The following is a 24,005-nucleotide window of genomic DNA, read 5'->3' on the forward strand; positions in this document are numbered from 1 at the left end:
TAGTTGTCGTCCCGCCACGGCTCCCCCCAGGCCAGATACGCGCTTTTGGCGCCGGCATCATAACGTGAGGTTTTGGCGTTACCGGCCGGCCCAAATCTGGCCTGTTCAGCTTGTATCAGGGATGTTTCGCGGCCTTGGCTGGCTGGTCGTATCGTCACGGATGTGGGCTTTTGGCCCAAAATCTGATGCTTCATGGGCGCTGGCGCGGACAATCCATCGGAGCAGACGATCTACGCGCCTGCCGCGGGGCCCTACTTTCTTTGCTCGTGCAAAGAAAGTGACGCCCGCTGCAAGCGCGGAAGTCATCAACTCTTACGAAGCCACCCGCGCCAGCGCCAGAGCTCTACGCTGGAATGCTATGGATTGAAACGAAAGTTTTTAACTTTGATTACGTGGGAGTTGCAAGATCACTTTTCACTCAACTCAACGACATACCCACTATCGCCACCAGCGATATCAATCCGCCATCCCCGCCGAAACTCCTGCGCATCCACACTGCTCCAGTCATGGACGCTCAACGTCGCATTAGCCGGTTCCAATACCCGCACATGCAAACGGCCCGCGGTAGCCTCGCTGCCATTGATGACCGGCTTCACCGGCACATTGAGTTGGAACACCGCGCGCGTGCCCGCGCCCAGTTCGAAGCGGTCGGTCACCTTCAGCTTTCGCGAAGCGAAATCCAACTGGCGTTCCCAGTGTTTGAGCGCCGGATTGCCGCGATAGACCGGGGTCAGATCAGCAAGTGCAGTGAAGGCGCCATCGGCACCAGGTTCGAATTTCAATTGCGAACGCGACTGCGGGCTCTCGCACTGGTGAACGATGGTGTCGCCACGCGGCGCGGCGCACTGCGATGCGCTGGCATTGTTGCGTTCGAAGCGCACCACGTTGTGCACTTCGGTGCCTTGCTGGATGCCGCTATGACTCCAGATGTTCTCGGTGGCCACCAGCCAATCGCGGGCGAACAGCGTGAACGAGCCTTGATCCTGATGCGCATGGCTTTCGTTGTAGGGGCCGGCGACAAAAGAAATCCACATCGCGTCCTTGTCCCAGCCGGTGCGTGCAAACAAATGACCGGTGCCCTGCGCATAGTAGGAAAGCGCCGTCGGCGGCGCGCCGCCATCGCCCGCGGCCAGCAGGTCGTAGCGGCTGTTGAAGCCGCCGCTCATCTGCCGCACCGCGATGGAATCCAGCCACCACGATGACATGGCGAGCGCGGCCGGTTCTTGGGTCAACTGCCTGGCTTCCAGCACCAGGCGGCGGTGGTAGTCGTACAGTTCCGGCACCGAGTTGCGTGCCTGGTCGCCGATAGGTGCGAAGCGGTCCAGTGTCGGCACGGTGGCATGCGTCCAATAGGCGATGCTGTCGTGGGCATGCGAACTGGCGCCTGCCAGATCCTCGCCGGTGCTGTCACGCCACAGGCGATAGAGAGAGAACAGACGCATCTGCGCGGCGCCGTAGCCGGTGCCTTCCTGGCTGCCGCCACCCGGTAGCTTGGCGTAGTAAGCCTTCACAGCGGGCAGACGATGCTCGCGCAGATCCTTCAGCCAGGCATCGCTGCCACTGACCAGCGCCCAATACATCGTCGCTTCCAGGAAGCTGTAATAGTAGTTGTTGCCCGGATTGTCGACCGACCAGCCGGTCCAGGGATGCGGTCGCCCGCCCCATTGGGCGGAGCCGTGGTGCCAGACATTCCACACAGCCTGTTCCGCGTATGCCGACCAGCGCTTGCGCTGTTCCGCGGTGACGTCACCGGCGCAACTGTGCAGAGTCAGGGCCAGATCGGCGATGTGCGGGCCGACTTCCAGATACGAGTCGCCCGAGATCGGCGGCCGTCCGCCGCCGGCAATGGCCGCTTCGGCTTCGGAGACCTGCGCTTCCACCATCCGCACCGCCAGTTCGCAGTACTTCTTTCCACCGGACATCAGATGCATCAATGCTGCATCGCTGGCGGAAAATGCATATCCCGGGCTGCCAGCGGCTGCTGCATCCACAAAAGAGCGGAAGCGGCCGTAAGCGGGGGATTTCTTGTCGACGTAGAAAAGGTTGATCTTGAGGCGGTCGCCGGCTGGCGATGGCGCAGCCGCTGCAGTAGCAGATTGCGCAGGCTGATCGGGCGATTCGGCGGCAGGCGCCGGCGTCTGCTGCGCAGGCGGATCGGCTATCGCCGCCGTGTCTTCAGGGAGGGCCTCGCTGCATTGGGCCATTGCAGCGGCCAGCAAAGCGAGCAGTAAAAGGAACGCACTGGGCCAGCCGTGAGTAAGCGCACGCGAAGGGCGGGAAGACTGGCGCATGGCGGAGCTCCTAAGATCTGTTAACACTGCCGAGCGCGGAGGTTTTCCTTCTCCCTCCGGGAGAAGGTGTCGCGCAGCGACGGATGAGGGAGTGGGTTATCCGCTTGTAAGAAGCTTGGATGGTGAGTCATTGCCATGCCCTCATCCGCCCTTCGGGCACCTTCTCCCGGAGGGAGAAGGAAGCCAAATCATCGATTGCCGTATGTCACGTTCAAATACACGATGTTCTGCGAAACGTCTTCGCCTACCACGCTGCTGTCGCGTTTGTAGCGCTCCCACTGCAGGCCCACGCTCCAATGCCTGACCCAGCTGTAGCGCAGCGTGGCGCCGATGCGCAGCGTGTCTTCGTCGCGGTTCAATGATGTGTAGGTGCGTCTCTCATCGGCGGCGTACAGGCCCAGCCGCAACGTACGGCGCACCAGCCAGCTGAAGTCCGCACTCGCACCGTGGCTGTCCTGGTCGAACTCGTCAGACTCGATGTAATCGCGTTCCTGCACGAACGGCGCGACCGAAAACTGTATGCGCGTGCCGGTATAGGCATAGCCCAGATCCAGGCTGCGGACTTCATACGGCGATGCGTTGACCACGGCGTCTCCGGTCAGCACGTTTTCCGGCAGCGTCGCGTCCGCGTCGATGCCGCTCAAGGCATCGACCGCGGTGTCGGAGAACTCGCTTGACGCGGCCAGGGTGAAGCTGCTGCTGGCAGTGGGATTCCACGTGGCATCGGCACGTATCAGCGGCTCGGAGCGGGTGCCGCTTCCACCCTGTCGATAACTGATGCGCGAGTAGCCCAGGTCGGCGCCGAGTTCGAAATGCGCCAGCGTGCGGACATAGCGCGCGTAGAGATCGTAGCGATCGTAGTCACGGGCAACGATGTCGTCATCGAAGTCCACGCGCTGCCCTTGCACGTTGAAGGTCACGCTGCTGGTGGGCGTTAGTTCCCTGATTATTCGCAGTGCGGCCGCCAGGCGTTGCGAGTTGAACTCGTCGGTGACCTCGGCATCGCTGTTGACGTAGCGCAGTTCCGCCTGACCATGCAGCGAAGGCGACCAGGCGAGCAGCAGCGTGGGGCCTGCCGAGAACACATTCACCTGTTGGCGATTGCCAGGGGCATCCGGTGCCAGCGCATCCACCGGCTGCACCGACAAGCTATCCTCGACGCTGAAGAACAAGCGCTGCGGTATCGCGATCCAGTTGAGCCGGCCCGCCAGCGTGCCGTCTACGGTGTCGCGGAATATGTCGTCCTCGTAGTCGCGGTACTCCACGCGTCCGTCGACGTTGGCCTGCAGCGAAGAGGTGCTTTCGGTGATGGTGAATCCCAATCCCCCGCGCAGGTAGCGTTGATCGATAGGGTCGGTGGTGCTCAGAGCGACGTTATCGTTCTGCTCAATGCCCGCATCGATGGTGTAGTCCACCCGCGCCGCGGACGCCGTACCGGAAACGCCGGCCAGTGTGGCGGCGGTCACGACCGAGGCGTGTACATATTTCCAACGCATGCGCCTGCTCCTTTGTTCTTGTCTAGAGCGTGATCCGGCTTTTGCTCTGAAAGGCAAGAGCAAATCCCCCTTAATCCCCCCTTTTCAAAGGGGGAGGTAGAGCGATGCTTTTTACCGCTCACCGCTCACCGCTCACCGCTCACCGCTCACCACTCACCACTCACCACTCACCACTCACCACTCACCACTCACCACTCACCACTCACCACTCACGGGAGGTGATTGAAAACCACACCCGCCAGTTTTTCGGACGGGAAAGTCGCGGTGGCTTTCTCGATGTTTTCCGCTGTGGTCATGCCATAGCCAGCCACCAGCACCACCAGGTCGGCCAACTCAGACAGGATGCGGGCATCCGGCGAGCCGAGCACCGATGGGCTGTCCAGGATCAGATAGCGGTCCGGATAACGGCTGCGCAGCGAATCGACCATGGCGCGCATGCGGAACGAACTGAACGACTCGCCGCTGGTTTCGCGCTGGCTTCCACTGGGAATCAGCCGCAGGCGCGGAATACCGGTGCGGTAAATGACCTTGCCGGCATCCAGCGTGTTGTCGCCCAGATAATCCATCAAACCGCCTTGTGCGGCATCCACATGCAAGGCCGCGTGCTGCGAAGGGTGCAGCGCATCGCAGTCGACCAGCAGCGAGGTCTTGGTGTCGTCGAAGGCGAAGGCGGTGGCCAGGTTGCGGGCGACGAAGCTGCCGCCGCAGCCATGGCTGACCGGCGCGACCAGGGTAACGAAGTTGCGTTCGCCACCCAGCGCGAGCAATCGCGTGCGTAGTTCGCGGAAGGCGTCGGCTTGTACGCGCACCGAGTCATTGCGATGGATCAGGCGTCGGCCTTCCAATTCCACCGGGCTAAGCGCTTTCGGTTCGTCCAGCAATGCCAGGGAACGCGCCGTGTCGGCGCGATTCGGCAGGCCATGCGTACGGTCGTTTTCCTGATTCACGAGCAATTCCAGATTGTTTGGTCGATTCATGGCGACGGTCTCACGCGTTGATCTGCTTGAGCCCAAAGACCAAGCCATAGGCGAGGAAGACAACGACCACCATGCCGACACTCATCGCCGTACGCATGTACTGCTGCCGTTTGTCGCGAGGGGTGTGGTAGGTGGGGATCACGGTCAGCAGCGGAAGGTCGGCGACCTTTTTCAGTTGCAGAGGTGAGCGAATGCGGGGATCGAAGCGCGCACGCAGGAACACCAGGCCCAATGGCAAACCGATGGCAACGAACAAGCCGGCCACTGCGAAGTGCATGAAGCGCAGGCCGGTGGGACGCAGCGGCATGGTCGCAGGATCCTGCACACGCAACGTCAGGCCACGCTCTTCGCGGTCCAGTTCCATCGACACGCGTGCGTTCTCGCGGCGGCGCAGCAGATCCTGGTAGATATCGCGGTTGACCTCGTAGTCGCGGGTCAGCTCGGCCAACGCGCTTTCGGATTCGGCGATACGGCCGCTGCGGTTGAGTTCTTCGTTCAACATCGACTCGGCGATGCTCATCCGCGACTGGGTGGCGGCCAGTTCGCGGCGGGCTTGTGCCTGTTGACTGCGCAGTTCCTGATAGAGCGGATTGAGCTGGGTATCATCGAAAGGACTGCTGCTTTGCGGCGCTTGTGCACGGCGTTCCTGCTCATTGCGCATGGACTGCTGCAGGTCCGCCATCTGGTGACGGATGCGGACCACGTCGGGATGCTGTTCGGTGTAGTTCAGCAACAGGCGGTCCATCTGGCTTTGCAGTTCCAGTATCTGCGCGCGATACAGGCTTTCGCGTGTCTGCACGGCAGTCACTGAGGATTCGCCGGACAACTGCGAGGTGATGGCGCTTTCGCGCGAGCGCTGTTCCAGCAGGGCCATGCGGGTCTGCTCGACCTGCGTGCGCAACGAACTGATGCGGGTGTTGACGTCGGTCACACTGCCGGGCTGGGCGTCGGCATTCCTGGCGCGGTAGTCGCGCAGGTTGTTTTCGGCTTCCAGCAATTTGTTGTGGTAGTCGGTGACCCGGCTGTTGATGAACTCGTAGGCCTCGCGACTTTCGCGCTCTTTGGCGGCCAGGCTTTCCTTGATGAACATCTCGCTCAGACGCTGGGTCACGTCATAGGTGCGCTTGGCGTCGTTGTCGCGATAGGTGATCTGGACCAGATTGGGACGCGGGCTGTTGATGGTGATGCGGCTTTTCAGGTCCTCGATCAGACGGTCCTGCTTGACCGGCGAGGGGTTGTCCTCCAACCAGCCGCCGGTCTTCAGCGCATCTTCCAATACCCGGCGGCTGTAGATCACCTGGCGTGCCATGCCGGCACGGTCGGTGACGCCGGTAGCCACGGCGCGGCCTTCCAGCAGCGGCTGGATGATGTCGCTTTCCTGCGCCAGGATGGTGGTCGCCGCGGTGTAGTTCTTGGGCAGCAGCAGCAAGCCGACGATCAGTGTCAGCAACGCGACAGCCGCGAATACCGTTGCCAGCGTCAGCCGATTCCGCCGTGCCTCGATCAGCAGGATCGGCATCAGTTCGCTGGGTGTCAGTGCGTGTGTCGTGGCTTGCGGCGCCGCGGCCAGGCGACGAGGGCCCGGAAGTGCATTTTGGCTCATCAGAAAGTACGCTCTGGCACGGTGATGACATCGCCCGGTGAAACCGTGTAGTTGGTGCTCAGGTCGCCGCGGTTGAGAATGCGGTCCAAGCGGATCGCATAAGCCTGCGTGGCTTCGCTGGTCTTGCGATGCAGGTTGGAACGATCAGACGCGGCGAACTCGGTGATGCCGCCGGCTGCCAGTACGGCGTCGAGCACGGTCATGCCGGGGCGATAGGGCAACGACACCGGCTGGCGCACCGCGCCGGTCACACGCACACGCGACAGGTATTCATGACTGCGCAGGTCGGTCAGGATCACCGACACTTGCGGGTCGCGCACATAAGCAGCGAGTTTCTGCTGGATGTCCGCGGCGACTTCCGGCGGCGTGCGGCCGCCTGCGGCGACGTCGCCCACCAGCGGAACGGAAATCATGCCGTCAGGACGTACCGGCACCGTGATGCCGAGCTCGGGATTGCGCCATACGGCGACCTGCACGATATCGTCCACGCCGATGCGGTAGGCGTCGGTAGCCATTGTGTTTTGTGCGAGCGGCGGTGCTTCGCTGCTGCCAGTGGAGGCGCAGCCGCCGAGGGTCAGCGAAAGACCCAGGGCCAAGAGGCCGGTGAAGATGAGTCTCATCAATTTTTCCCCGTGTTGGATTACCCAGAAGAACGCGGATAACGCGTCGATCCGGCCAATCGGATTGCGGGTGGGGAAGTTTGAGAGTAATCAGGAGCGAACGCGGGATCTTTCCTTCTCCCTCTGGGAGAAGGTAGCGCGCAGCGACGGATGAGGGAATGAAGTGTCCGCTTGTAACGAACTTGGCTAGTGGGTCACTGCCATTCCCTCATCCGCCCTCCGGGCACCTTCTCCCGGAGGGAGAAGGGAAAAGCACGCCCTCCCGGAGGGAGAAGGAAAGCGGTTAAACCGAATAAAACTCCCGATACCACTCAACAAAGCGTTTCACACCCGTCTCGATAGGCGTGGATGGTGAGTAGCCGGTGTCGCGGCTCAACGCCTCGACATCGGCGTACGTGTCGGGCACATCGCCAGGCTGCAGCGGCAGCAGTCGCCGTTCGGCCTTGCGGCCCAGGCAGTCTTCCAATACTTCGATATAGCGCAGCAGTTCCACCGGCTGATGGTTGCCGATGTTGTATAGGCGATACGGCGCAGTGGAACTGGCCGGGGTGGGCTGCATGGGGTTGTACAGCGGGTCGGGCCCGGGCACGCGGTCCAGCGTGCGGATGATGCCTTCGACGATGTCGTCGATGTAGGTGAAGTCGCGGGTGTGCTGCCCGTTGTTGAAGACGTCGATCGGTTCGCCCGCGAGGATCTTGCGGGTGAACAGGAACAGCGCCATGTCCGGCCGGCCCCAGGGACCGTAGACGGTGAAGAAGCGCAGGCCGGTGGTGGGCAGGCCGAACAGATGGCTGTAGGTATGCGCCATCAGTTCGTTGGTCTTCTTGGTCGCCGCATACATGCTGACCGGGTGGTCCACGCTGTCTTCGACCGAAAACGGCAGCTTGCGGTTGGCGCCATAGACCGAGCTGGACGACGCGTAGACCAGGTGCTCGATACCGCGGTGACGGCAGGCTTCCAGGATGTTCAGGAAGCCGACGATGTTGCTGTCGATATAGGCGCGCGGGTTTTCCAGCGAGTAGCGCACGCCGGCCTGTGCCGCCAGATTGACCACGCGCTCCGGCGCGAACTTGTCGAAAGCGGCCGTCAGTGCCTCGTTGTCTTCCAGTGAGCCTTGGACGAAACCGAAACGATCGTGCGGCAGTAGCTTGGCCAGGCGGGCTTCTTTCAACCGCGGATCGTAGTAGGCGTTCATGTTGTCGAAGCCGAAAACATCATCGCCGCGGGCCAGCAGGCGCTCGCTCAGGCGTGAGCCGATGAAGCCGGCGGCGCCGGTAACCAGTACGCGCATTCTCGATCTCTTTGTTGGGGCGGGGAAACCAGGTTTTACAGGCAATCGTCGACGCAATCGCGCGGCAATACGCGCTTGACGTCGAACACCACTGCGCCGGGCTTGCCGAGGGCACGGATGCCGTCCGCTCCGATGGCGATGAACTCGCGGTGGGATACCGCCAGGATCACCGCATCGTACTTGCCCAGTTCGGGCTCAGCGACCAGGTCAAGGCCGTATTCGTCCTTGGCTTCCTTGGCGCTGACCCAGGGGTCGTGGATATGCACGTTGGCATTATAGCTACGCAGTTCGGCGACGATGTCGACGACGCGTGTATTGCGCAGGTCGGGGCAGTTTTCCTTGAACGCCAAGCCCATGATCAGCACGTTGGAGCCCGGCGTCTGCAGGTTGCGTTGGGCCATCAGCTTGGCGACGCGCCGCGCCACGTGGCTGCCCATGCCGTCGTTGATGCGGCGTCCGGCCAGGATCACGTCCGGGTGGTAGCCGATCTGCTGGGCCTTGTGAGTCAGGTAGTACGGGTCCACGCCAATGCAATGGCCGCCGACCAGGCCGGGGCGGAATGGCAGGAAGTTCCATTTGGTGCCAGCGGCTTCCAGCACCTCATGGGTGTCGATGCCCAAGCGGTGGAAGATCAGCGCCAGCTCGTTGATCAGCGCGATGTTGACGTCGCGTTGGGTGTTTTCGATCACCTTGGCCGCTTCTGCAACACGGATGCTGGAGGTCTTGTGGGTGCCGGCGGTGATGATGGCGCCGTACAGACTGTCGACGAAATTCGCTGCTTCGGCGGTCGAGCCCGAAGTGACCTTCAAGATGGTTTCCAGGCGGTGCTGCTTGTCGCCCGGGTTGATCCGCTCAGGGCTGTAGCCGGCGTAGAAATCCTGGTTGAAGGTGAGGCCTGATTCGCGTTCGACGATCGGTACGCAGACTTCCTCGGTGGCGCCGGGGTAGACGGTGGATTCGTAGATGGCGACGCCGCCCTTGGCGATGGCGCGGCCGACCGTGCGGCTGGCTGATTCGAGTGGGCGCAGATCCGGCCGCTTGTATTCGTCGATAGGCGTGGGCACGGTGACGATGAAGACATTGCAGCCGGCCAGCGCCGTGGGATCGTCGCTGAAGCTCAGTTGCGCGGAATCGCGCAATTCTTCTTCCGATACCTCAAGGGTATGGTCATGGCCGTTGCGCAGTTCGCCCACGCGTTTGCTGTTGATGTCGAAGCCCAGCGTAGGGAAGCGGCGGCCAAACGCGGTAGCCAAAGGCAGGCCGACGTAACCCAGGCCTATGACGGCAATCTTGACCTGGTCGAGCGTGGGCAGTGGAGCTTTCATCAAGGTATCGGTCCGGATGGAAGGGAAAGGTGTCCGCAGCGGAGTCTAGCGGATGCATGCGCCTGCCTTGGCCGGGCACGCAATCTGCTGCGGGATTACGCCGACTAACGCTTAAAGCGTGCGACAGAGGACACCTTCCCCTTTTGTAAAGGGGGATGACCCGCCATTCGGCGATTGAAAACCATTTGAGGGGGATTTGCTTTTTGCTCTTTAAAGCAACAGCAACAGCAAATCCCCCGTAGCCCTTTAAAAATGGGGCAAAAGCCGGAGGCTTTACCCGCTCCACTCACTATGTGGCCTGTGCGCCCGCCTTCTGGCGTTTCCTCTAACGACACGCCGGCGTCGCCGGTTTCTCGGGGAACAATGGAATGCGGATCCTGCTTTGCGGCGGCGCCGGCTATATCGGCTGCCACACGTATACGGTACTGGTAGAACGCGGCCATCAGGTCGTCATCGCCGACAACTTCGCCAACAGTTCGCCACAGGTACTGGCGCGGCTGGAACAAGTGACGGGCAAGCCCGTGCCGTTTCACCCGCTGGACATGCGCGACAGACCGGGTGTGGATGCATTTTTCGCGCGGCAGACGTTCGACGCGGTGGTGCATTTCGCGGCATTGAAGGCAGTGGGTGAATCCTGCGAGCGCCCTCTGGATTATTTCGAAAACAACATTTCCGGCACCATCTATCTGTTGCAGGCCATGCGTGCCGCAGGCGTGCCGCGATTGGTGTTCAGCTCCTCGGCGACTGTCTATGGCGAGCCGGAATCCGTACCGGTGCGCGAAGACGCGCCCCTGCGGGTAACCAATCCGTATGGACGTACCAAGTTGGTCATGGAGGAATTGATCGGCGATGTATGCAGGGCCGACCCGCACTTCCGCGCCGCCAACCTGCGTTACTTCAATCCCGTGGGCGCGCATGCGTCCGGTTTGCTGGGCGAAGATCCGTCCGATACTCCCAGCAACCTGATGCCGTACATCTGCCAGGTGGCGGTAGGCCGGCGCGAGAAACTACGCATCTTCGGCGGCGACTACCCCACGCCGGACGGCACCGGCGTACGCGACTACATCCACGTGATGGACCTCGCCCGAGCCCATGCCGATGCACTCGATTATCTGGTCAATGAAGACCGCAACCTCACCGTCAACCTCGGCACCGGTCGCGGCATCAGCGTGATGGAGTTGGTGCACGCCTTCGCCAAGGCATCCAGTCGCGAGGTTCCCTACGAAATCGTCGACCGCCGCCCTGGCGATGCCGCCGAAGTCTATGCCGACCCCGCTTTGGCCCAGCGCTTATTGGGCTGGCGCGCGGAACTGGATGTCGACGCCATGTGCCGCGACGCCTGGCGCTGGCAATCGATGAATCCCTATGGATACGCGGCGGGCAGAGTGGAAGAAGACCGGGTGGAAGAGGCTGTTTCGTTGGTTTAGAGGACCACCAGCAAAGTTCTGCTTTTCCAACCGCGGTTAGCGATCTTTCATTAGTGGGAGCGATGGCTTTCAACAGCCGAATGGCTGGTCAAGCCGCGACGCTTTCCCGGCAGCCTTGCGGTCGCGACTCACGTCGCTCCCACACGTCAGGATTTTCCGATTTGTAGGATGCGGTAAGCCAAAAGCGCACCGCATCGTTCGTGTCTTTCAGGTGAAGGGTTGCCTTCCCGCTCCGGATCTTCGCGACCGATGCGGTTCGCTTTGCTCACCGCATCCTACGTTGGCTGTTTCTCGCAACGCCGCATCGTTGCACGCTAAGAACGTTCACGGCAACCGTGACGTGTTATGCCAACAAGCCATCAACAACCGCCTGCGGCTGCTTCATCCAGCTGAAATGATCCGCCCGCACACCCAACGCATCTCTTCCCAATGCATGCGTATGCGCAGCGGACAGCGGCATCTTGTCCAGCAGCGCCTGCAGTGAACTCCGCGGCGCCAGCCAGTCGTCGTCGAACATGACGCAGGAAATATGCGCGACGATGTTCGATAGGGCTTTTTCCAGATCGATCTCCATTTCGGCGGCGGCGTAGCGGCCGCTCAAACCTACACGTGCCCAGTCGCGGATCAGGCCGCGCGCTTCTTCGCCGCCGAAACCGAGTTTTCGGCCAGGCAGGGCGCCGCGGCGGTCCGCCAGCCAAGGGGCGAATTGATAGAAGAAGGGCAGGCCGTAGCGTATTGGCGCGGGAAAGCTGCGCCAGTATGGCGTGCCGCTGGCGATCAGCCATAACTGTTCAAAGTCGTGTGGGAATAGGCCTAGATAACAGGCAGCCAGCTGCCCGCCCAGGCTGTGGCCGCCGATAATGCGCGCGCCGATCGGCACGTGTTCACGCACCGTTGCGTGGCTGATCGGCAGGTCTTGCATCAGCAGTTGTTGATAGCTCCAATCGTTGTGTCGATTGGGCCGCAGATTGCTGGTGCCGTTGCCGCGCCATTCGTGCACGAATACCGCCACGCCGCGTTCGGCCAGCACTTCAGCGAACGGCAGGTAATGCTTTGCCGCTACCCCCAATGCCGGCAACCACAACAGCGAGGCGTGCGGGTGTGGCGGGACGCGCGCGTGTAGTACGAAACTGTGGTTGTCCTGGGTGGATAACCCATATTCCAAAGCGTCGAAGCTCATGAGGTTGGCGCGGCTCCGAAATGATCGAGGATGACGATGTCGCTGCGGCCGGGGCGATAGCCGCGTTGCAGGGCGACATGCACATAGTCGGAAGCCGCGAAGCAAGCGTCCTTCAACGCGAGTCCGCGGCACAGATTGGCGGCGATGGCCGAAGCCAGCGTGCAGCCGGTACCGTGCGCTTCCAGTTGCAGCCGCGGGTGGGCGATCTCGCTGACGCTTTCGGCAGCGGCGTACAGATCTGTTACATCGCCGTCATCTTGCAGATGGCCGCCTTTCAGGAATACGGCGTTCGCACCGAGCGCACGCAGATCGATGGCGGCCGCGCGCATCTCCGCGCGGTCAACGATGCGGCGGCCGAGCAGTAGCTCGGCCTCGGGTAGATTGGGAGTGATGACGCTCGCCAACGGTAGCAAGCGTGTGCGCATGGCGTGCAGGGCGCTGTCTTCCAGCAGTTTGGCGCCGCTGGTAGACACCATGACCGGGTCCAGGACCACGAAGGCTGGTTGACGGCTTTCCAACGTGGCTGCGACTACTTCGATGACCTCGGCGTTCGCCAGCATGCCCAGTTTCACCGCGGCGATGTCGAAATCGTCGAAGCAGGCATCCAGCTGCGCGCGCAGGAAGTCCATCGGCGGCACGTTGACCGCGGTAACACCGCGCGTATGTTGCGCGGTCAATGCGGCGATCACCGAGAGACCATGCACACGATGAGCAGCGAAGGTCTTCAAGTCAGCCTGGATGCCGGCGCCGCCGCCGGAATCGGAGCCGGCGATGGTCAAAGCGCTGCGTGTGGGAGAGTGGGCGTCCATCAATGTCCTTTTGCGAGCCACAGCTGCCGCTGCCGGTACAGCGTGTACGCGATACCGGTGACGCCTGTCAGCGTGGCAGGAATGTAGAGCGTGCGATAGCCGAGAAACGAAAACAACCAGGCGCCGGTGATGCCGCCCAGCAGAAAGGCGCAGATCACCAACAGGCACAGAGCGACGCGCCGCCGGGGTATCTGCATGCCGCGAAGGGCATGGCCAGCAGCGATGCCGATGTCGGTGAAAAGTCCGGTGAGGTGGCTGGTGCGGATCAGTGATCCGCTATAGGTAGAGGCCATTGCGTTTTGCAGGCCGCACGCGGCGGCGGCAAGCAAGGCGCCGGCGATGTGCCCGCTTTCGAATAGCGGTACGGCCGATGCCAACAACCCGGCTTCTATCGCCAGTACAACGCCATAGCGGCGGCCCAGCTGCAGCGTGCTGTCCTGGATGATCAGGCCGCTGACGGTGGCGCCCATGAAAAAAGACAGCGCGACGCCGACCAGATGCCAGCTGGCGCGCGTGTCGCCTTGCGTGATGGCGGCACCCAGCAGTGACGTGGTGCCGGTGAGATGGGTGACGGCCTGGTGTTCAAAACCCAGGAAGCCCACCACGTTGACCATGCCGGCGATGCAGGCAAGCGAGCCCGCGCCTATCCAGACCCAACGGGGAAGTTGGATGCCCATTCGGGGATGTCGCCTCGAGTGTTGCGGTGTTTGAGGAGTCTAAGGGAGGAGGCGTTGCTTTTGTTCTCGTAGAACGGAGCTTGCTCCGCTGCTCTTGCGGGGAGATGCACGGATAGGAGCAGCGGGGCAAGTTCCGCTCTACGAAAAACTTGCTCCGCTGTTGTTCTTTTATTTCCTTAAGAGCAAAAAGCAAATCCCCCTCAAATGCTTTTCAACCGCCGAATGGCGGGTCATCCCCCTTTTTGCAAAGGGGGAGGCGAAGCAGAAGCTTTTCCCAACTCACGCGTCTTAAAGCACCTCGGACGCGTAATCCGCCAAACGCGAGCGTTCGCCGCGGCGTAGGGTGATGTGGGCGCTGTGGGCCCAATTCTTGAAGCGGTCGACGGCGTAGGTCAGGCCCGAGGTGGTTTCGGTGAGGTAGGGCGTGTCGATCTGTTCCACGTTGCCCAGGCAGACGATCTTGGTGCCGGGGCCGGCGCGGGTGATCAGGGTCTTCATCTGCTTGGGCGTGAGGTTCTGCGCCTCGTCCAAAATCAGATAACGGCTGAGAAAGGTGCGGCCGCGCATGAAGTTCATCGAGCGGATCTTGATGCGGCTGGCCAACAAGTCGTTAGTGGCCGCGCGGCCCCAGGCGCCGCCTTCCTGGTTGTGCGTCAGCACTTCCAGGTTGTCGGTCAGTGCGCCCATCCACGGCGTCATCTTTTCCTCTTCGGTGCCGGGTAGAAAGCCGATGTCTTCGCCGACACTCACTGTGGCGCGGGTCATGATGATTTCGCGGTAGCGCTGCTGGTCCATCGTCTGTGCCAAGCCCGCAGCCAAGGCGAGCAAGGTCTTGCCGGTGCCGGCGGTGCCCAGCAGGCTGACGAAATCGATCTCCGGGTCCATCAGCGCATTGAGTGCGAAATTCTGTTCCCGGTTGCGCGCGGCGATGCCCCACACGGCGTGCTGGCCGCTGCGGAAGTCGTCGACCAGGGTCAGGGTGGCGCGGCGGTCGGGACTGATGCGTACCACCCGCAGTTCCACTTCGTCTTCGCCGGGCAGGTACAGGAACTGGTTGGGGTACCAATCCTCGTCCTTGGTCATGGTCACTTCGTAGCTGGTGCGGCCCTTGTCGCTCCAACTGCGCAGATCCGCGTTGTGCGAGTGCCAGAAGTCTTCCGACAGCTCGGTGGCGCCGGTGTAGAGCAGACTGAAATCATCCAGCGCGCGGTCGTTCTCGTAATCCTCGGCGGTCAGTCCGCTGATGGCGGCCTTGATACGCAGGTTGATGTCCTTGGACACCAGGATGACCGGGATCTCCGGGTTTTCATCGCGCAGTTCCAGCACCGAAGCCAGGATCTTGTTGTCTGGCGCCACAGTGCCGAAGGTGCGGCCGGGATCCGCCGGACGTGTCTGGAAATACAGCTTGCCGATCTGGTTGCGGTTGAGCTGCAAGCCTTGTGGATGGGTGAGGACGATCCCGGCCTGGATGTGCTCGGCACCGGCGCCTTCAATCAGTTCATCGAGGAAGCGGCTGACCTGGCGTGCGTTGCGGCTGACTTCGGACGTGCCTTTCTTGGCGTTGTCCAGTTCCTCGATCACCTGCATGGGCAGGAAGACGTCGTGCTCCTCGAATTTGAATAGCGCGGTGGGGTCGTGCATCAGCACGTTGGTGTCCATCACATAGATGCGCTTGCTTCGGGTCATCAGCGGGCAGTCCTAGGGTGCTGGGTGGGAAAAGAGGATTGACGGTGAGGTTTTGTAGAGCGGAGGCAAAGCAGCGGAGCAAGCTCCGCTCTACCAGAGCGTGGAGCAACGCGGCGAAGTCGCGAACGGCCGCAAGCCACCGCGACCCGCGGAGCGGGGCAGTGGGTGGGTAGGTAAACCGGGGGCATCACTTGATCTGGGCCGCCTTCAGGGCTTCCAGCACGGCTTGGGCATGGCCGGGGACTTTCACGCCGCGCCATTCCTGCGCGATGCGGCCATCGGGCGAAATCAGAAAGGTGCTGCGGACGATGCCCAACACCTTACGCCCGTACATGTTCTTTTCGTGAATGACGTCGAAAGCCTTGCACAGCTTTTCATCGGCGTCGCTGACCAGCGGGAACGTGAAGCCCTGCTTGGCGCAGAAGTTGTCGTGCGATTTGACTGAGTCGCGAGATACGCCCAGGACGCTGGCGCCCAGCTTCTTGAATTTGGGCAGCAGTGCGTTGAAATCGAGGCCTTCGGTGGTGCAGCCGGGCGTGCTGTCCTTGGGATAGAAGTACAGCACCAGCCACTGGCCGGAATAGTCGGCGAGCTTGGCGGTGTCGCCGCCCGACAGAGATAGCGGCAGATTAAGCGTGGTCTTGGGTAAAGCCTTCGCGCCGGTTGGCATCAGAATTTCATCGGGTCCATGATCGCGTCCAGGTTCAGATGGTCGCAGAATTCGAGGAAATCGTCGCGTAGCGCGGCGATGTGCATATTGGCCGGCACACCGATGGTTACCTGCGCGGAGAACATTTCAGCGCCGGTCTGCATGGCCCGGTAGCGGGTGCTCTGCAGGTTTTCGATGGTGATGCCCTGGCGGTCGAAGAAATCGGCCAGTTGGAACAGGATGCCGGGCTTGTCGGCCGCCACCACTTCCACGATGTACGGCAGCAGGTTGGACTGAACCACTTTTGGCCCAGTGCGGTACCAGACCAGCTTGAAACCTTCTTCGCGCTCCAGCCGGGTCAGCATGGCTTCCAGCTTGGCGACCGCATCCCATGAACCGGTGGCCAGGGCGGTAACCGACACGTCCCGCCCCACGGTGGACAGGCGCGCGTCGACCAGGTTGCACCCGCTGTCGGCGATACGGCGCGTCACCGACAACAGCGGCGACTCCGGATGCGTCGTATAGGCGTTGATCAGGAGGTGGTTTTCGGTCGGCGAGGGCCGGGGCGTGGAATCGGTCAAAGGGGCTTCCGGCAGTGCTGCTAGTCTGAATGGCGGCCGGGCGACCGCCCGACGCTGAGTGCAGCATACTTGCCCGCGCTTTCGCGCCGCAAGTAACATGCGGCCGTCACGGTTGTTCCGAGCCTCCGCCCCGACACGTGTTCGAGCACAGGTTCGAGCAGAACGAAAAAATTTCCAGAGAGCCCTCATCTTGCATCTTTCCGGCAGCATCACCGCACTGGCCACGCCGTTTACGGCGGCTGGCGCTCTCGACCTGGACGCTTGGCGCCGTTTGCTGCAACAGCAGTCCCAGGGCGGCACGCAAGGCATCGTCGTGGCAGGTTCCACCGGCGAAGCCGCGGCACTGTCGGATGAGGAATTCGACACGGTGCTGCGTATCGCGGTCGAAACCGTCGCCGGGCGTATGACGATATTGGCTGGTACAGGCCAGATGAACACCGCCAAGACCATCGCGCAGACTCGCCGCGCGGCCGCCGGGGGCGCTGAGCTGGCGCTGGTCGTTACACCGCCGTATGTTCGTCCCACCCAGGCGGGGCTGATCGCGCATTACCAAGCCGTCGCCGAGCAAGGTGGACTGCCGGTGGTGCTGTACAACGTGCCCGGCCGCACCGGCTGCGACCTGCTACCGGAGACGGTGGCCGAACTGGCGTCGCATCCGAACATTGTCGGTATCAAGGAAGCGCGCTCCGAACCCGAACGCATGGCCGCGCTGCTGGCATTGCGTAGCGACGCTTTCGCCGTGTTGAGCGGTGACGATCCGACTGCTTGCCGCGCCATGCTGGCTGGCGCTGATGGTTTGATTTCGGTCGGTTCCAACGCCTTGCCCGGCGCATTCCGCAGGCTCTGCGATCTGGCCCGTCGGGGCGACCGCGCCGCCGCCGAAAGCTGGGATGCGCAATTGCAGGAGTTCTACGGCTTCCTCGGCGTCGAATCCAACCCCATTCCCGTCAAGGCGCTGCTGCAGCGCTTCGGCATCGGCGAAGGCTTGCGCCTGCCGCTGTTGCCGTTGTCGGAACCCCACCGCGCCACCGCCGATCGCCTCGCCGCGATGGCGATGACGCTGGAACAATCCAGCCGCGAAACCATCGCGGCCTGAACTTTAGGAGCTCACCATGCGTTTCTCGTCTTCCCTTTCGCGCTCGCTTGCCCTTGCGCTGTTGGCCGTCTCCGTTGCCGGCCTTTCCGGCTGCAAGTGGTTCAAGAAAGGCGCCAAGGGCGATTACGCCCTCAGCCCGGAAACCCGTCCCTTGGAAGTGCCGCCGGATCTCAACCTGCCCAGCACCTCAGGTGCCATGCAGATACCGTCGGCGGGCGGGCAGGCGGCTGCGCCAAGCGCCAGCTCCTCTGCTACCGCCGCGCCGGCGTCCGGCGGGTTTAATGTCGCCGGCTCGCGCGATGAAGTCTTCGCCAAGGTCGGCGATGCGCTAGGCGGCATCGAAGGCGTCAACATTGCCAGCCGCGCGCAGCTGCTGGGTACGTATGACGTTGCCTATGAAGGTTCGAACTTCCTGGTGCGTGTCGTTGGTGTCGAAGCCGGTGCTTATGTCTCGGCGGTAGATCCCCGCGGTCTGCCGGCTACCGGGGAAGCACCGACGAAGTTGATGGCGGCGTTGAAGGCTAAGCTGGGCGGTTGAGGCTTTACCCCTTTCGCCGAAAAAAGGGCGCCAATGGCGCCCTTTTTTTATTCGATTGTTTGGAATTCGATCTCTGTGGGAGCGACGTGAGTCGCGACCGGAAACATCAACCTCGCGACTCACGTCGCTCCCACAGGGTATGTGATCGGCCCGTTCTGTTGCTTTGCCCTTTCTTCGTGACGGATTGGCGAGCAGCCGAGCAAGCTCGGCTCTACGAAAGGCCAGCTGCTCAGCGTTCCAGCAGCGACAGCTTGTCCGGTTTGCCTTCCCACTCCTTGGCATCGGGTAATGGCTCTTTGCGGGTGGTGATGACCGGCCAGGCTTTCGACAGCTCGGCGTTTAACTGCACATAGCCTTCCTGTCCCGCGGGTACGTCGTCTTCCGGGTAGATCGCATTGATCGGGCATTCCGGTTCGCAGAGGGTGCAATCGATGCATTCGTCCGGATCGATCACCAGGAAATTGGGGCCTTCGTGGAAGCAATCCACCGGGCACACTTCCACGCAGTCGGTGTATTTGCATTTGATGCAGTTTTCGGTGACGACGAAGGGCATTGAGGTATCGATTCGATCCGCGGTAACCCTGCAAGTTTAATGCATCTATATCGCATGGCCCCACAACTCAATGCGCCGGGTGCCTGCTTGCGTCGGAGACGCCTCTCAACAGCCGAATGACGGATCAAGCCGAGGGCTTCTCGATCCTGGTGTAGAACGTGGGCGCCGGAATGTCGTAGCGGCAGCAGCGCCAGCGGCGATATTCATCCGGTTGGCTCCGAGCGAACCGAGGTAGTGACAAGAATTTCGCCGACGCGGCGTTATGGTCGGTCAGGGTGGTGCTGGCGTAGGAGAAAGCGTTGGAATGCCGCGTGCTACCGGGCCTTGAACTACTGCGTTGGGCCTTGTCTGGCCTGTGCATTTGTCTCGTGTTCCGATCTATTGTCGGCATAAAACCAATATTTAATACAAAAATAGGACAATCCATTGACGCCTGACGGTCTTATCGTCACGGCGGGCCAGCCTCATCCTTGCGCAACTTCCTCCACTAAAGACGAGTTCGCCATGATTACTCTTCGTCCCGCCAACGAACGCGGCCATGCCGACCACGGTTGGCTGGATTCCTGGCACAGCTTCTCCTTCTCCGACTATCGCGACGATCACCACGTGCACTGGGGGCCGTTGCGTGTGATCAACGAAGATCGTGTGGCGGCAGGTCGCGGTTTTGGCGAGCACGGCCACCGCGACATGGAGATCATCAGCTATGTCCTGGAAGGTGCGCTGGGCCATAAGGACTCGATGGGCAACAGTTCCAGCATCGTGCCTGGCGACGTGCAACGCATGAGTGCCGGCACTGGCGTGCAGCATTCGGAGTACAACTACAGCGACGCAGGGACCACCCATTTCCTGCAGATATGGATCATTCCCAATCGCACTGGTGTGGCGCCTTCATACGAGGAAAAGCGTTTTTCGGCGGAAGAGAAGCAGGGACGCCTGCGGCTGGTGGTCAGTCCGGACGGTAGCGATGGTTCCGTCAGCATCCATCAGGATGCGCGGATGTACGCCGGGTTGTTTGATGAGGACGAAAATGCCGAACTGGACTTGGCTGAGGGTCGGCTGGGCTATGTGCATGTGGCGCGCGGCGAGGTGTCGGTGAACGGACATGCCCTTTCAGCGGGCGATGCCTTGCTGTTGGAAGACGAATCGCTGATCAGTATCGCAGGCGGCCGCAGCGCGGAAGTGCTGGTGTTCGATCTGCCACGGCATTGAGCGGCCGAAGATTTCCGGTTGGCGCGTTACTGTGTTGGCAGCCATCGGCCTCAATGAAACAGCCCTTGTAGGAGCGGCGTCTCGCCGCGAGCTCTTCCTGCCAGGCTGCGATAGAAGCGAAGAGCTCGCGGCGAGACGCCGCTCCTACAACAGCGAGGAAGAGCCAGCGAGGAAGGTAATGACGCGAGATCGTCAGCCGCTCAGGCAGGCCGTTACTGGCGCCTGCCGAGGTTTGAATTGCTGCCAACTACCGGAAATGGCGCTCCCTAGGGGGCTCGAACCCCTGTTTTAGCCTTGAGAGGGCCACGTCCTAACCACTAGACGAAGGGAGCGTTTGGGTGATGCTCGGCAGACGCATTAGTATATGCGGCGGCCACGGCCTCGGGCAATCGCCCGTTATAGTGGCCGGCCCTGTCTTCGTCCTTTCGGAATCGCCATCATTACCTCGCAAGCCGCTCTGCGAATCATTCCCCGCGATCAGCACACGATTTCGCGCAAGGACATCAGTCCCAACGCGTTGCGCGTGCTCTACCGCCTGCGCGATGCGGGCTTCACCGGTTACCTGGTGGGTGGAGCGGTACGCGATCTGCTGGTGGGCGGGCACCCCAAGGACTTTGACGTAGCCACGGACGCCACCCCGGAGCAGGTCAAGCAACTGTTTCGTAATTGCCGGCTGATCGGCCGCCGCTTCCGGTTGGCGCATGTAGTGTTCGGCCGGGAGATCATCGAGGTCGCCACCTTCCGCGCCAACATCGATGATGGCAGCGGCGATCGCGAGATGGACAACGGCCGATTGGTCCGCGACAACGTATTCGGCAGCATCGAAGACGATGCCGTGCGCCGTGACTTCACCGCCAATGCGCTGTATTACGCCATCGAGGACTTCTCGGTTCGCGACTACGTCGGCGGCTTCGAGGACGTACAGGCGCGCACGCTCAAGTTGATCGGCGACCCTGAAGAGCGCTATCGAGAAGATCCTGTGCGCATGCTGCGCGGTGTGCGGCTGGCGGCCAAGTTGAATTTCGAAATCGAGGCGGGCACCGCCGAACCGATCGCGCGGTTGGCCCCGCTGCTGGGCTCGGCCGCACCTGCGCGTTTGTTCGAAGAAATACTCAAGCTGTTTCTTTCCGGGCATGCGGTCGCCAGTTTCGAAGGCCTGGAGCGATTCGGGCTGGTGCAGGCGCTGTTGCCGGAGACGGCGGCGGCGCTGGCGTCCAACCGCAGCGGCGCCCTGCGCCGGATGCTGTTGGAAGGGCTGCAGGGCACCGACCGGCGGGTGGCCAACGACGAACCCGTATCGCCCGCTTTCCTGTTCGCCCTGTTGTTGTGGCCGGCTTATTGCCGCGCGTTGATGGCGCTGCAGGCGCAAGGCGTGCATGCCGAAGAAGCACAGCGGCGCGCCGCTGACCGCGTAACGCTGCACCAAGTGACCACCGTCGCTTTGCCGCGCCGGTTTTCGCTGCCGATGCAGGAAATCTGGCTGCTACAGACGCGCTTCGCCAATCGCCAGCGCAAACGGGTGATGCGCTTGCTTTCGCACCCGCGTTTCCGCGCGGCCTACGATTTCCTGGTGCTGCGCTTGGCGGCCTCCAGCGAGCATGCCGACGACGTCGCCTTCTGGCGTGAGGCGCAAACCCAGTCCAGCGAAGAGCTATCCGCCACGTTGGGCGTCGCCGTTCCCGGGGACAGCTATACCGACGAGGACGCGCCGCCTTCCAAGCGCCGCCGTCGCCGTCGCCGTCGCAGCAGCGTTTCCGCTCCGCCGGAATGAGCGGCAGCAAGGTGGTGGCCTTCGTCGGCCTGGGTGCGAATCTGGGTGATGCCGCGCTGACCTTGCGGCAGGCCATCGACGCAATGGGCCGTCTGCCCAGAAGCAAGCTGATGCAGGCGTCGCGGCTTTACCGTACCCCGGCCTGGGGCGTCGAAGATCAGCCCGATTTCATTAACGCCGTGGCGAAGCTGGAGACCCAATTGGCAGCTCACGAGCTGCTGGAGGCACTTCTGGCGACCGAGCGCGAGTTCGGTCGCGACCGGCTGGACGCCACTCGCTGGGGGCCACGCACGCTGGACCTGGATCTGCTGTTGTATGCGGATGAGGTGATCGACCAACCCGGGTTGCATGTGCCGCATCCGCATCTGCACCAGCGGGCATTCGCCCTGGTGCCATTGCTGGAAATCGCGCCGGAGGCCCGTATTCCGGGTTACGGCCCTGCGCGGGACGCTGTGTCCGAGTTGGATCTGTCGAATATCCAACCGTTATGCGTGGATAATGAAACGCTATGAGTACTCACACCGACAGCAAACCCTGGACCGTTCCCGCTTTAGCCGACGCCAAGCGCGACAAGCGCAAGCTGGTGATGCTGACCGCCTACGACAACAGTTTCGCCCGCGTGCTGGACGCCAACGGCGTGGATCTGGTGCTGGTGGGCGATTCCCTGGGCATGGTGGTGCAGGGGCATGATTCGACCTTGCCGGTGAATGTGGAAGACATCATCTATCACACCGCCGCGGTGGCGCGTGGTTTGCAGCGCGCTCTGCTGATCTCGGACCTGCCGTTCCAATCCGATGCCACGCCGGAACGCGCGCTGGATGCTTCCATCGCACTGCTGCAAGCGGGTGCGGAGATGGTCAAGCTGGAAGGCGCCGGCCATAAGCTGGACGTCATCCGGTTTCTGGTGGAGCGCGATATTCCGGTGTGCGCGCACTTGGGGTTGACGCCGCAATCGGTGCTCAAGTTTGGTGGCTATAAAGTGCAGGGCCGCGACGAAGTTGCCGCGGCAAGACTGCGCGCCGATGCGCAAGCTGTGGCGGAAGCCGGCGCCGCAATGCTGGTGCTGGAATGCGTGCCTTCTTCGGTGGCATCGTCGATCACCGCCGCTATTGGGATTCCCACCATCGGTATTGGCGCCGGCCCCGGTTGCGACGGGCAGGTGCTGGTGCTGCACGATTTCCTCGGCCTGGATACCGGCCATCGGCGGCCCAAGTTCGTCAAGGATTTCCTGGCCGACGGCGGTTCGGTCGCCGGCGCGGTGCGCGCTTTTGCCGACGCGGTGCGCAGCGGCGCATTTCCCGACGCCGACCATTCGTACTGACCGCGCAGCCGCGCCCTGAAAGCGGAACAAGAGCACCGATGATCGAAACCATCACCGAACTGGAGGCGCTGCGCGCCCGCGTCAATGGCTGGAAGCGCGAGGGTCTGAGGGTCGGTTTCGTGCCCACCATGGGCAATCTGCACACCGGCCACTACTCGCTGGTGATGCTGGCGCGGCAGTACAGCGACCGCGTGGTGTCCAGTGTGTTCGTCAATCCCACGCAGTTCGGGCCCAGCGAAGATTTCACCCGTTATCCGCGCACCCCGGAAGCCGACACCACCGGGCTGGAAGGCGCCGGTTGCGACGTGCTGTGGCTGCCCACGGTGGAATCGATGTATCCCTTCGGCGTCGAGCTGGCTGCCAAGGTGCATGTGCCGGGCGTCAGCAGCCTGCTGGAAGGCGCGCACCGACCGGGCCACTTCGATGGCGTCTGCACGGTCGTCACCCGTTTGTTCAATCAGGTGCAGCCGGATGTGGCGGCGTTCGGGAAGAAGGACTTCCAACAACTGGCGGTGATTCGCCAGATGGTCCGCGATCTGGCGTTTCCGATCGAAATCCTGGCCGGCAGCATCGTCCGCGAAAGCGACGGCCTGGCGATGAGCTCGCGCAATCAGTACTTATCTGCGGAAGAGCGCCCGCGCGCCGCGGAGATCCGCAAGACGTTGCTGGCAATGCGCGATGGCATTGCCGCCGGCCAGCCGCGCCTGGACGTGGAAACCGCCGCCGCTCGCCGGCTTTCCGAGGTCGGTTTTGCGGTGGATTACACCGTCGTGCGCCGCCCTGATCTGAGCGAGCCTCAGGATGGGGAGCAAACCCCGCGAGTGGCGTTGATTGCGGCCCGTTTGGGCAAGACGCGGCTGATCGACAATCTGGAGTGGTGATTGGGACAGGCTTTTCCTTCTCCC

At 62.2% G+C, this 24,005-nt stretch carries 21 protein-coding genes, 1 tRNA gene and 1 pseudogene; 8 read left to right on the forward strand and 15 right to left on the reverse strand.

The genetic code is table 11. The features are described from left to right. Positions 1-407: 407 nt before the first annotated feature. From AB6O04_RS14710 to tviB, 7 genes are all read right to left on the reverse strand, one after another. Positions 408-2,291, reverse strand: coding sequence for a hypothetical protein (locus tag AB6O04_RS14710; protein ID WP_368564832.1), 1,884 nt, complete (start codon positions 2,289-2,291; stop codon positions 408-410). Positions 2,292-2,479: 188 nt separating this feature from the next. Continuing rightward, positions 2,480-3,787: an outer membrane beta-barrel protein gene (locus tag AB6O04_RS14715; protein ID WP_368564834.1), complete on the reverse strand. Its 1,308-nt coding sequence runs from the start codon at positions 3,785-3,787 to the stop codon at positions 2,480-2,482. 209 nt (positions 3,788-3,996) lie between these two features. Beyond that, positions 3,997-4,764 (reverse strand): polysaccharide biosynthesis protein, encoded by a 768-nt coding sequence (locus tag AB6O04_RS14720; RefSeq protein WP_368564835.1) that lies wholly within the window; start codon positions 4,762-4,764, stop codon positions 3,997-3,999. A gap of 10 nt (positions 4,765-4,774) precedes the next feature. Further along, complete coding sequence (locus tag AB6O04_RS14725) at positions 4,775-6,367, reverse strand: XrtA system polysaccharide chain length determinant (protein WP_368564837.1); 1,593 nt, start codon at positions 6,365-6,367, stop codon at positions 4,775-4,777. Then, complete coding sequence (locus AB6O04_RS14730) at positions 6,367-6,987, reverse strand: XrtA/PEP-CTERM system exopolysaccharide export protein (protein ID WP_368564838.1); 621 nt, start codon at positions 6,985-6,987, stop codon at positions 6,367-6,369. Before AB6O04_RS14730 ends, AB6O04_RS14725 begins: the two co-directional genes overlap by 1 nt. A 283-nt stretch (positions 6,988-7,270) precedes the next feature. Continuing rightward, the gene (locus AB6O04_RS14735) at positions 7,271-8,278 is read right to left on the reverse strand and encodes an NAD-dependent epimerase (RefSeq protein WP_368564839.1); all 1,008 of its coding nucleotides are present in this window, start codon (positions 8,276-8,278) and stop codon (positions 7,271-7,273) included. Positions 8,279-8,313: 35 nt separating this feature from the next. Next, positions 8,314-9,603: a Vi polysaccharide biosynthesis UDP-N-acetylglucosamine C-6 dehydrogenase TviB gene (tviB, locus tag AB6O04_RS14740; protein WP_368564840.1), complete on the reverse strand. Its 1,290-nt coding sequence runs from the start codon at positions 9,601-9,603 to the stop codon at positions 8,314-8,316. 368 nt (positions 9,604-9,971) lie between these two features. Between tviB and galE the strand changes: the two genes are divergently transcribed. After that, positions 9,972-11,030, forward strand: a complete 1,059-nt coding sequence (galE, locus tag AB6O04_RS14745) for a UDP-glucose 4-epimerase GalE (RefSeq protein ID WP_368564841.1) — start codon at positions 9,972-9,974, stop codon at positions 11,028-11,030. Between the two features lie 343 nt (positions 11,031-11,373). On the opposite strand, the gene AB6O04_RS14750 is transcribed toward galE, so the two are convergent. The 6 genes from AB6O04_RS14750 to AB6O04_RS14775 all read right to left on the reverse strand — a co-directional run bounded on the left by AB6O04_RS14750 (position 11,374) and on the right by AB6O04_RS14775 (position 16,612). After that, positions 11,374-12,210: an alpha/beta fold hydrolase gene (locus AB6O04_RS14750; protein WP_368564842.1), complete on the reverse strand. Its 837-nt coding sequence runs from the start codon at positions 12,208-12,210 to the stop codon at positions 11,374-11,376. Then, a complete protein-coding gene (gene thiD / locus AB6O04_RS14755; protein WP_368564843.1) occupies positions 12,207-13,019 on the reverse strand; it encodes a bifunctional hydroxymethylpyrimidine kinase/phosphomethylpyrimidine kinase in 813 nt (270 codons plus the stop codon). Before thiD ends, AB6O04_RS14750 begins: the two co-directional genes overlap by 4 nt. Further along, entirely contained in the window at positions 13,019-13,696 is a 678-nt protein-coding gene (locus AB6O04_RS14760; RefSeq protein WP_368564844.1) for a YoaK family protein, read from the reverse strand. The genes thiD and AB6O04_RS14760 overlap by 1 nt, the downstream gene beginning before the upstream one ends. A 288-nt stretch (positions 13,697-13,984) precedes the next feature. Next, a complete protein-coding gene (locus tag AB6O04_RS14765) occupies positions 13,985-15,382 on the reverse strand; it encodes a PhoH family protein (RefSeq protein WP_368564845.1) in 1,398 nt (465 codons plus the stop codon). 187 nt (positions 15,383-15,569) lie between these two features. Continuing rightward, positions 15,570-16,052: a peroxiredoxin gene (locus AB6O04_RS14770; RefSeq protein WP_368564846.1), complete on the reverse strand. Its 483-nt coding sequence runs from the start codon at positions 16,050-16,052 to the stop codon at positions 15,570-15,572. Continuing rightward, a complete protein-coding gene (locus AB6O04_RS14775; protein ID WP_337344975.1) occupies positions 16,052-16,612 on the reverse strand; it encodes a glycine cleavage system protein R in 561 nt (186 codons plus the stop codon). Before AB6O04_RS14775 ends, AB6O04_RS14770 begins: the two co-directional genes overlap by 1 nt. 190 nt (positions 16,613-16,802) lie before the next feature. Between AB6O04_RS14775 and dapA the strand changes: the two genes are divergently transcribed. Beyond that, positions 16,803-17,708: a 4-hydroxy-tetrahydrodipicolinate synthase gene (dapA, locus tag AB6O04_RS14780; protein WP_368564847.1), complete on the forward strand. Its 906-nt coding sequence runs from the start codon at positions 16,803-16,805 to the stop codon at positions 17,706-17,708. 16 nt (positions 17,709-17,724) lie between these two features. Continuing rightward, positions 17,725-18,246: a hypothetical protein gene (locus AB6O04_RS14785; protein ID WP_368564848.1), complete on the forward strand. Its 522-nt coding sequence runs from the start codon at positions 17,725-17,727 to the stop codon at positions 18,244-18,246. Between the two features lie 229 nt (positions 18,247-18,475). Here the strand turns inward: AB6O04_RS14785 and fdxA are convergent, their stop codons facing one another. Continuing rightward, positions 18,476-18,799 (reverse strand): ferredoxin FdxA, encoded by a 324-nt coding sequence (gene fdxA, locus AB6O04_RS14790; protein WP_368564850.1) that lies wholly within the window; start codon positions 18,797-18,799, stop codon positions 18,476-18,478. 504 nt (positions 18,800-19,303) lie between these two features. Between fdxA and AB6O04_RS14795 the strand changes: the two genes are divergently transcribed. Beyond that, complete coding sequence (locus AB6O04_RS14795; protein WP_368564851.1) at positions 19,304-20,008, forward strand: pirin family protein; 705 nt, start codon at positions 19,304-19,306, stop codon at positions 20,006-20,008. 257 nt (positions 20,009-20,265) lie between these two features. On the opposite strand, the gene AB6O04_RS14800 is transcribed toward AB6O04_RS14795, so the two are convergent. After that, positions 20,266-20,340 (reverse strand) — tRNA-Glu (locus AB6O04_RS14800). Between the two features lie 125 nt (positions 20,341-20,465). Between AB6O04_RS14800 and pcnB the strand changes: the two are divergent. The 4 genes and pseudogenes from pcnB to panC all read left to right on the forward strand — a co-directional run. Beyond that, positions 20,466-21,779: pseudogene (gene pcnB / locus AB6O04_RS14805) on the forward strand (polynucleotide adenylyltransferase PcnB); the annotation flags it as partial. Then, positions 21,776-22,291, forward strand: a complete 516-nt coding sequence (folK, locus tag AB6O04_RS14810; protein ID WP_368564853.1) for a 2-amino-4-hydroxy-6-hydroxymethyldihydropteridine diphosphokinase — start codon at positions 21,776-21,778, stop codon at positions 22,289-22,291. The pseudogene pcnB and the gene folK, both read left to right, overlap by 4 nt. Then, on the forward strand, positions 22,288-23,100 hold the full coding sequence (panB, locus tag AB6O04_RS14815) for a 3-methyl-2-oxobutanoate hydroxymethyltransferase (protein ID WP_368564854.1): 813 nt from the start codon (positions 22,288-22,290) through the stop codon (positions 23,098-23,100). The genes folK and panB overlap by 4 nt, the downstream gene beginning before the upstream one ends. A 38-nt stretch (positions 23,101-23,138) precedes the next feature. Further along, entirely contained in the window at positions 23,139-23,981 is an 843-nt protein-coding gene (gene panC / locus AB6O04_RS14820) for a pantoate--beta-alanine ligase (protein WP_368564857.1), read from the forward strand. Positions 23,982-24,005: the final 24 nt, after the last annotated feature.

The organism is Pseudoxanthomonas sp. UTMC 1351 (assembly GCF_040948865.1).
GTDB lineage: Bacteria > Pseudomonadota > Gammaproteobacteria > Xanthomonadales > Xanthomonadaceae > Pseudoxanthomonas_A.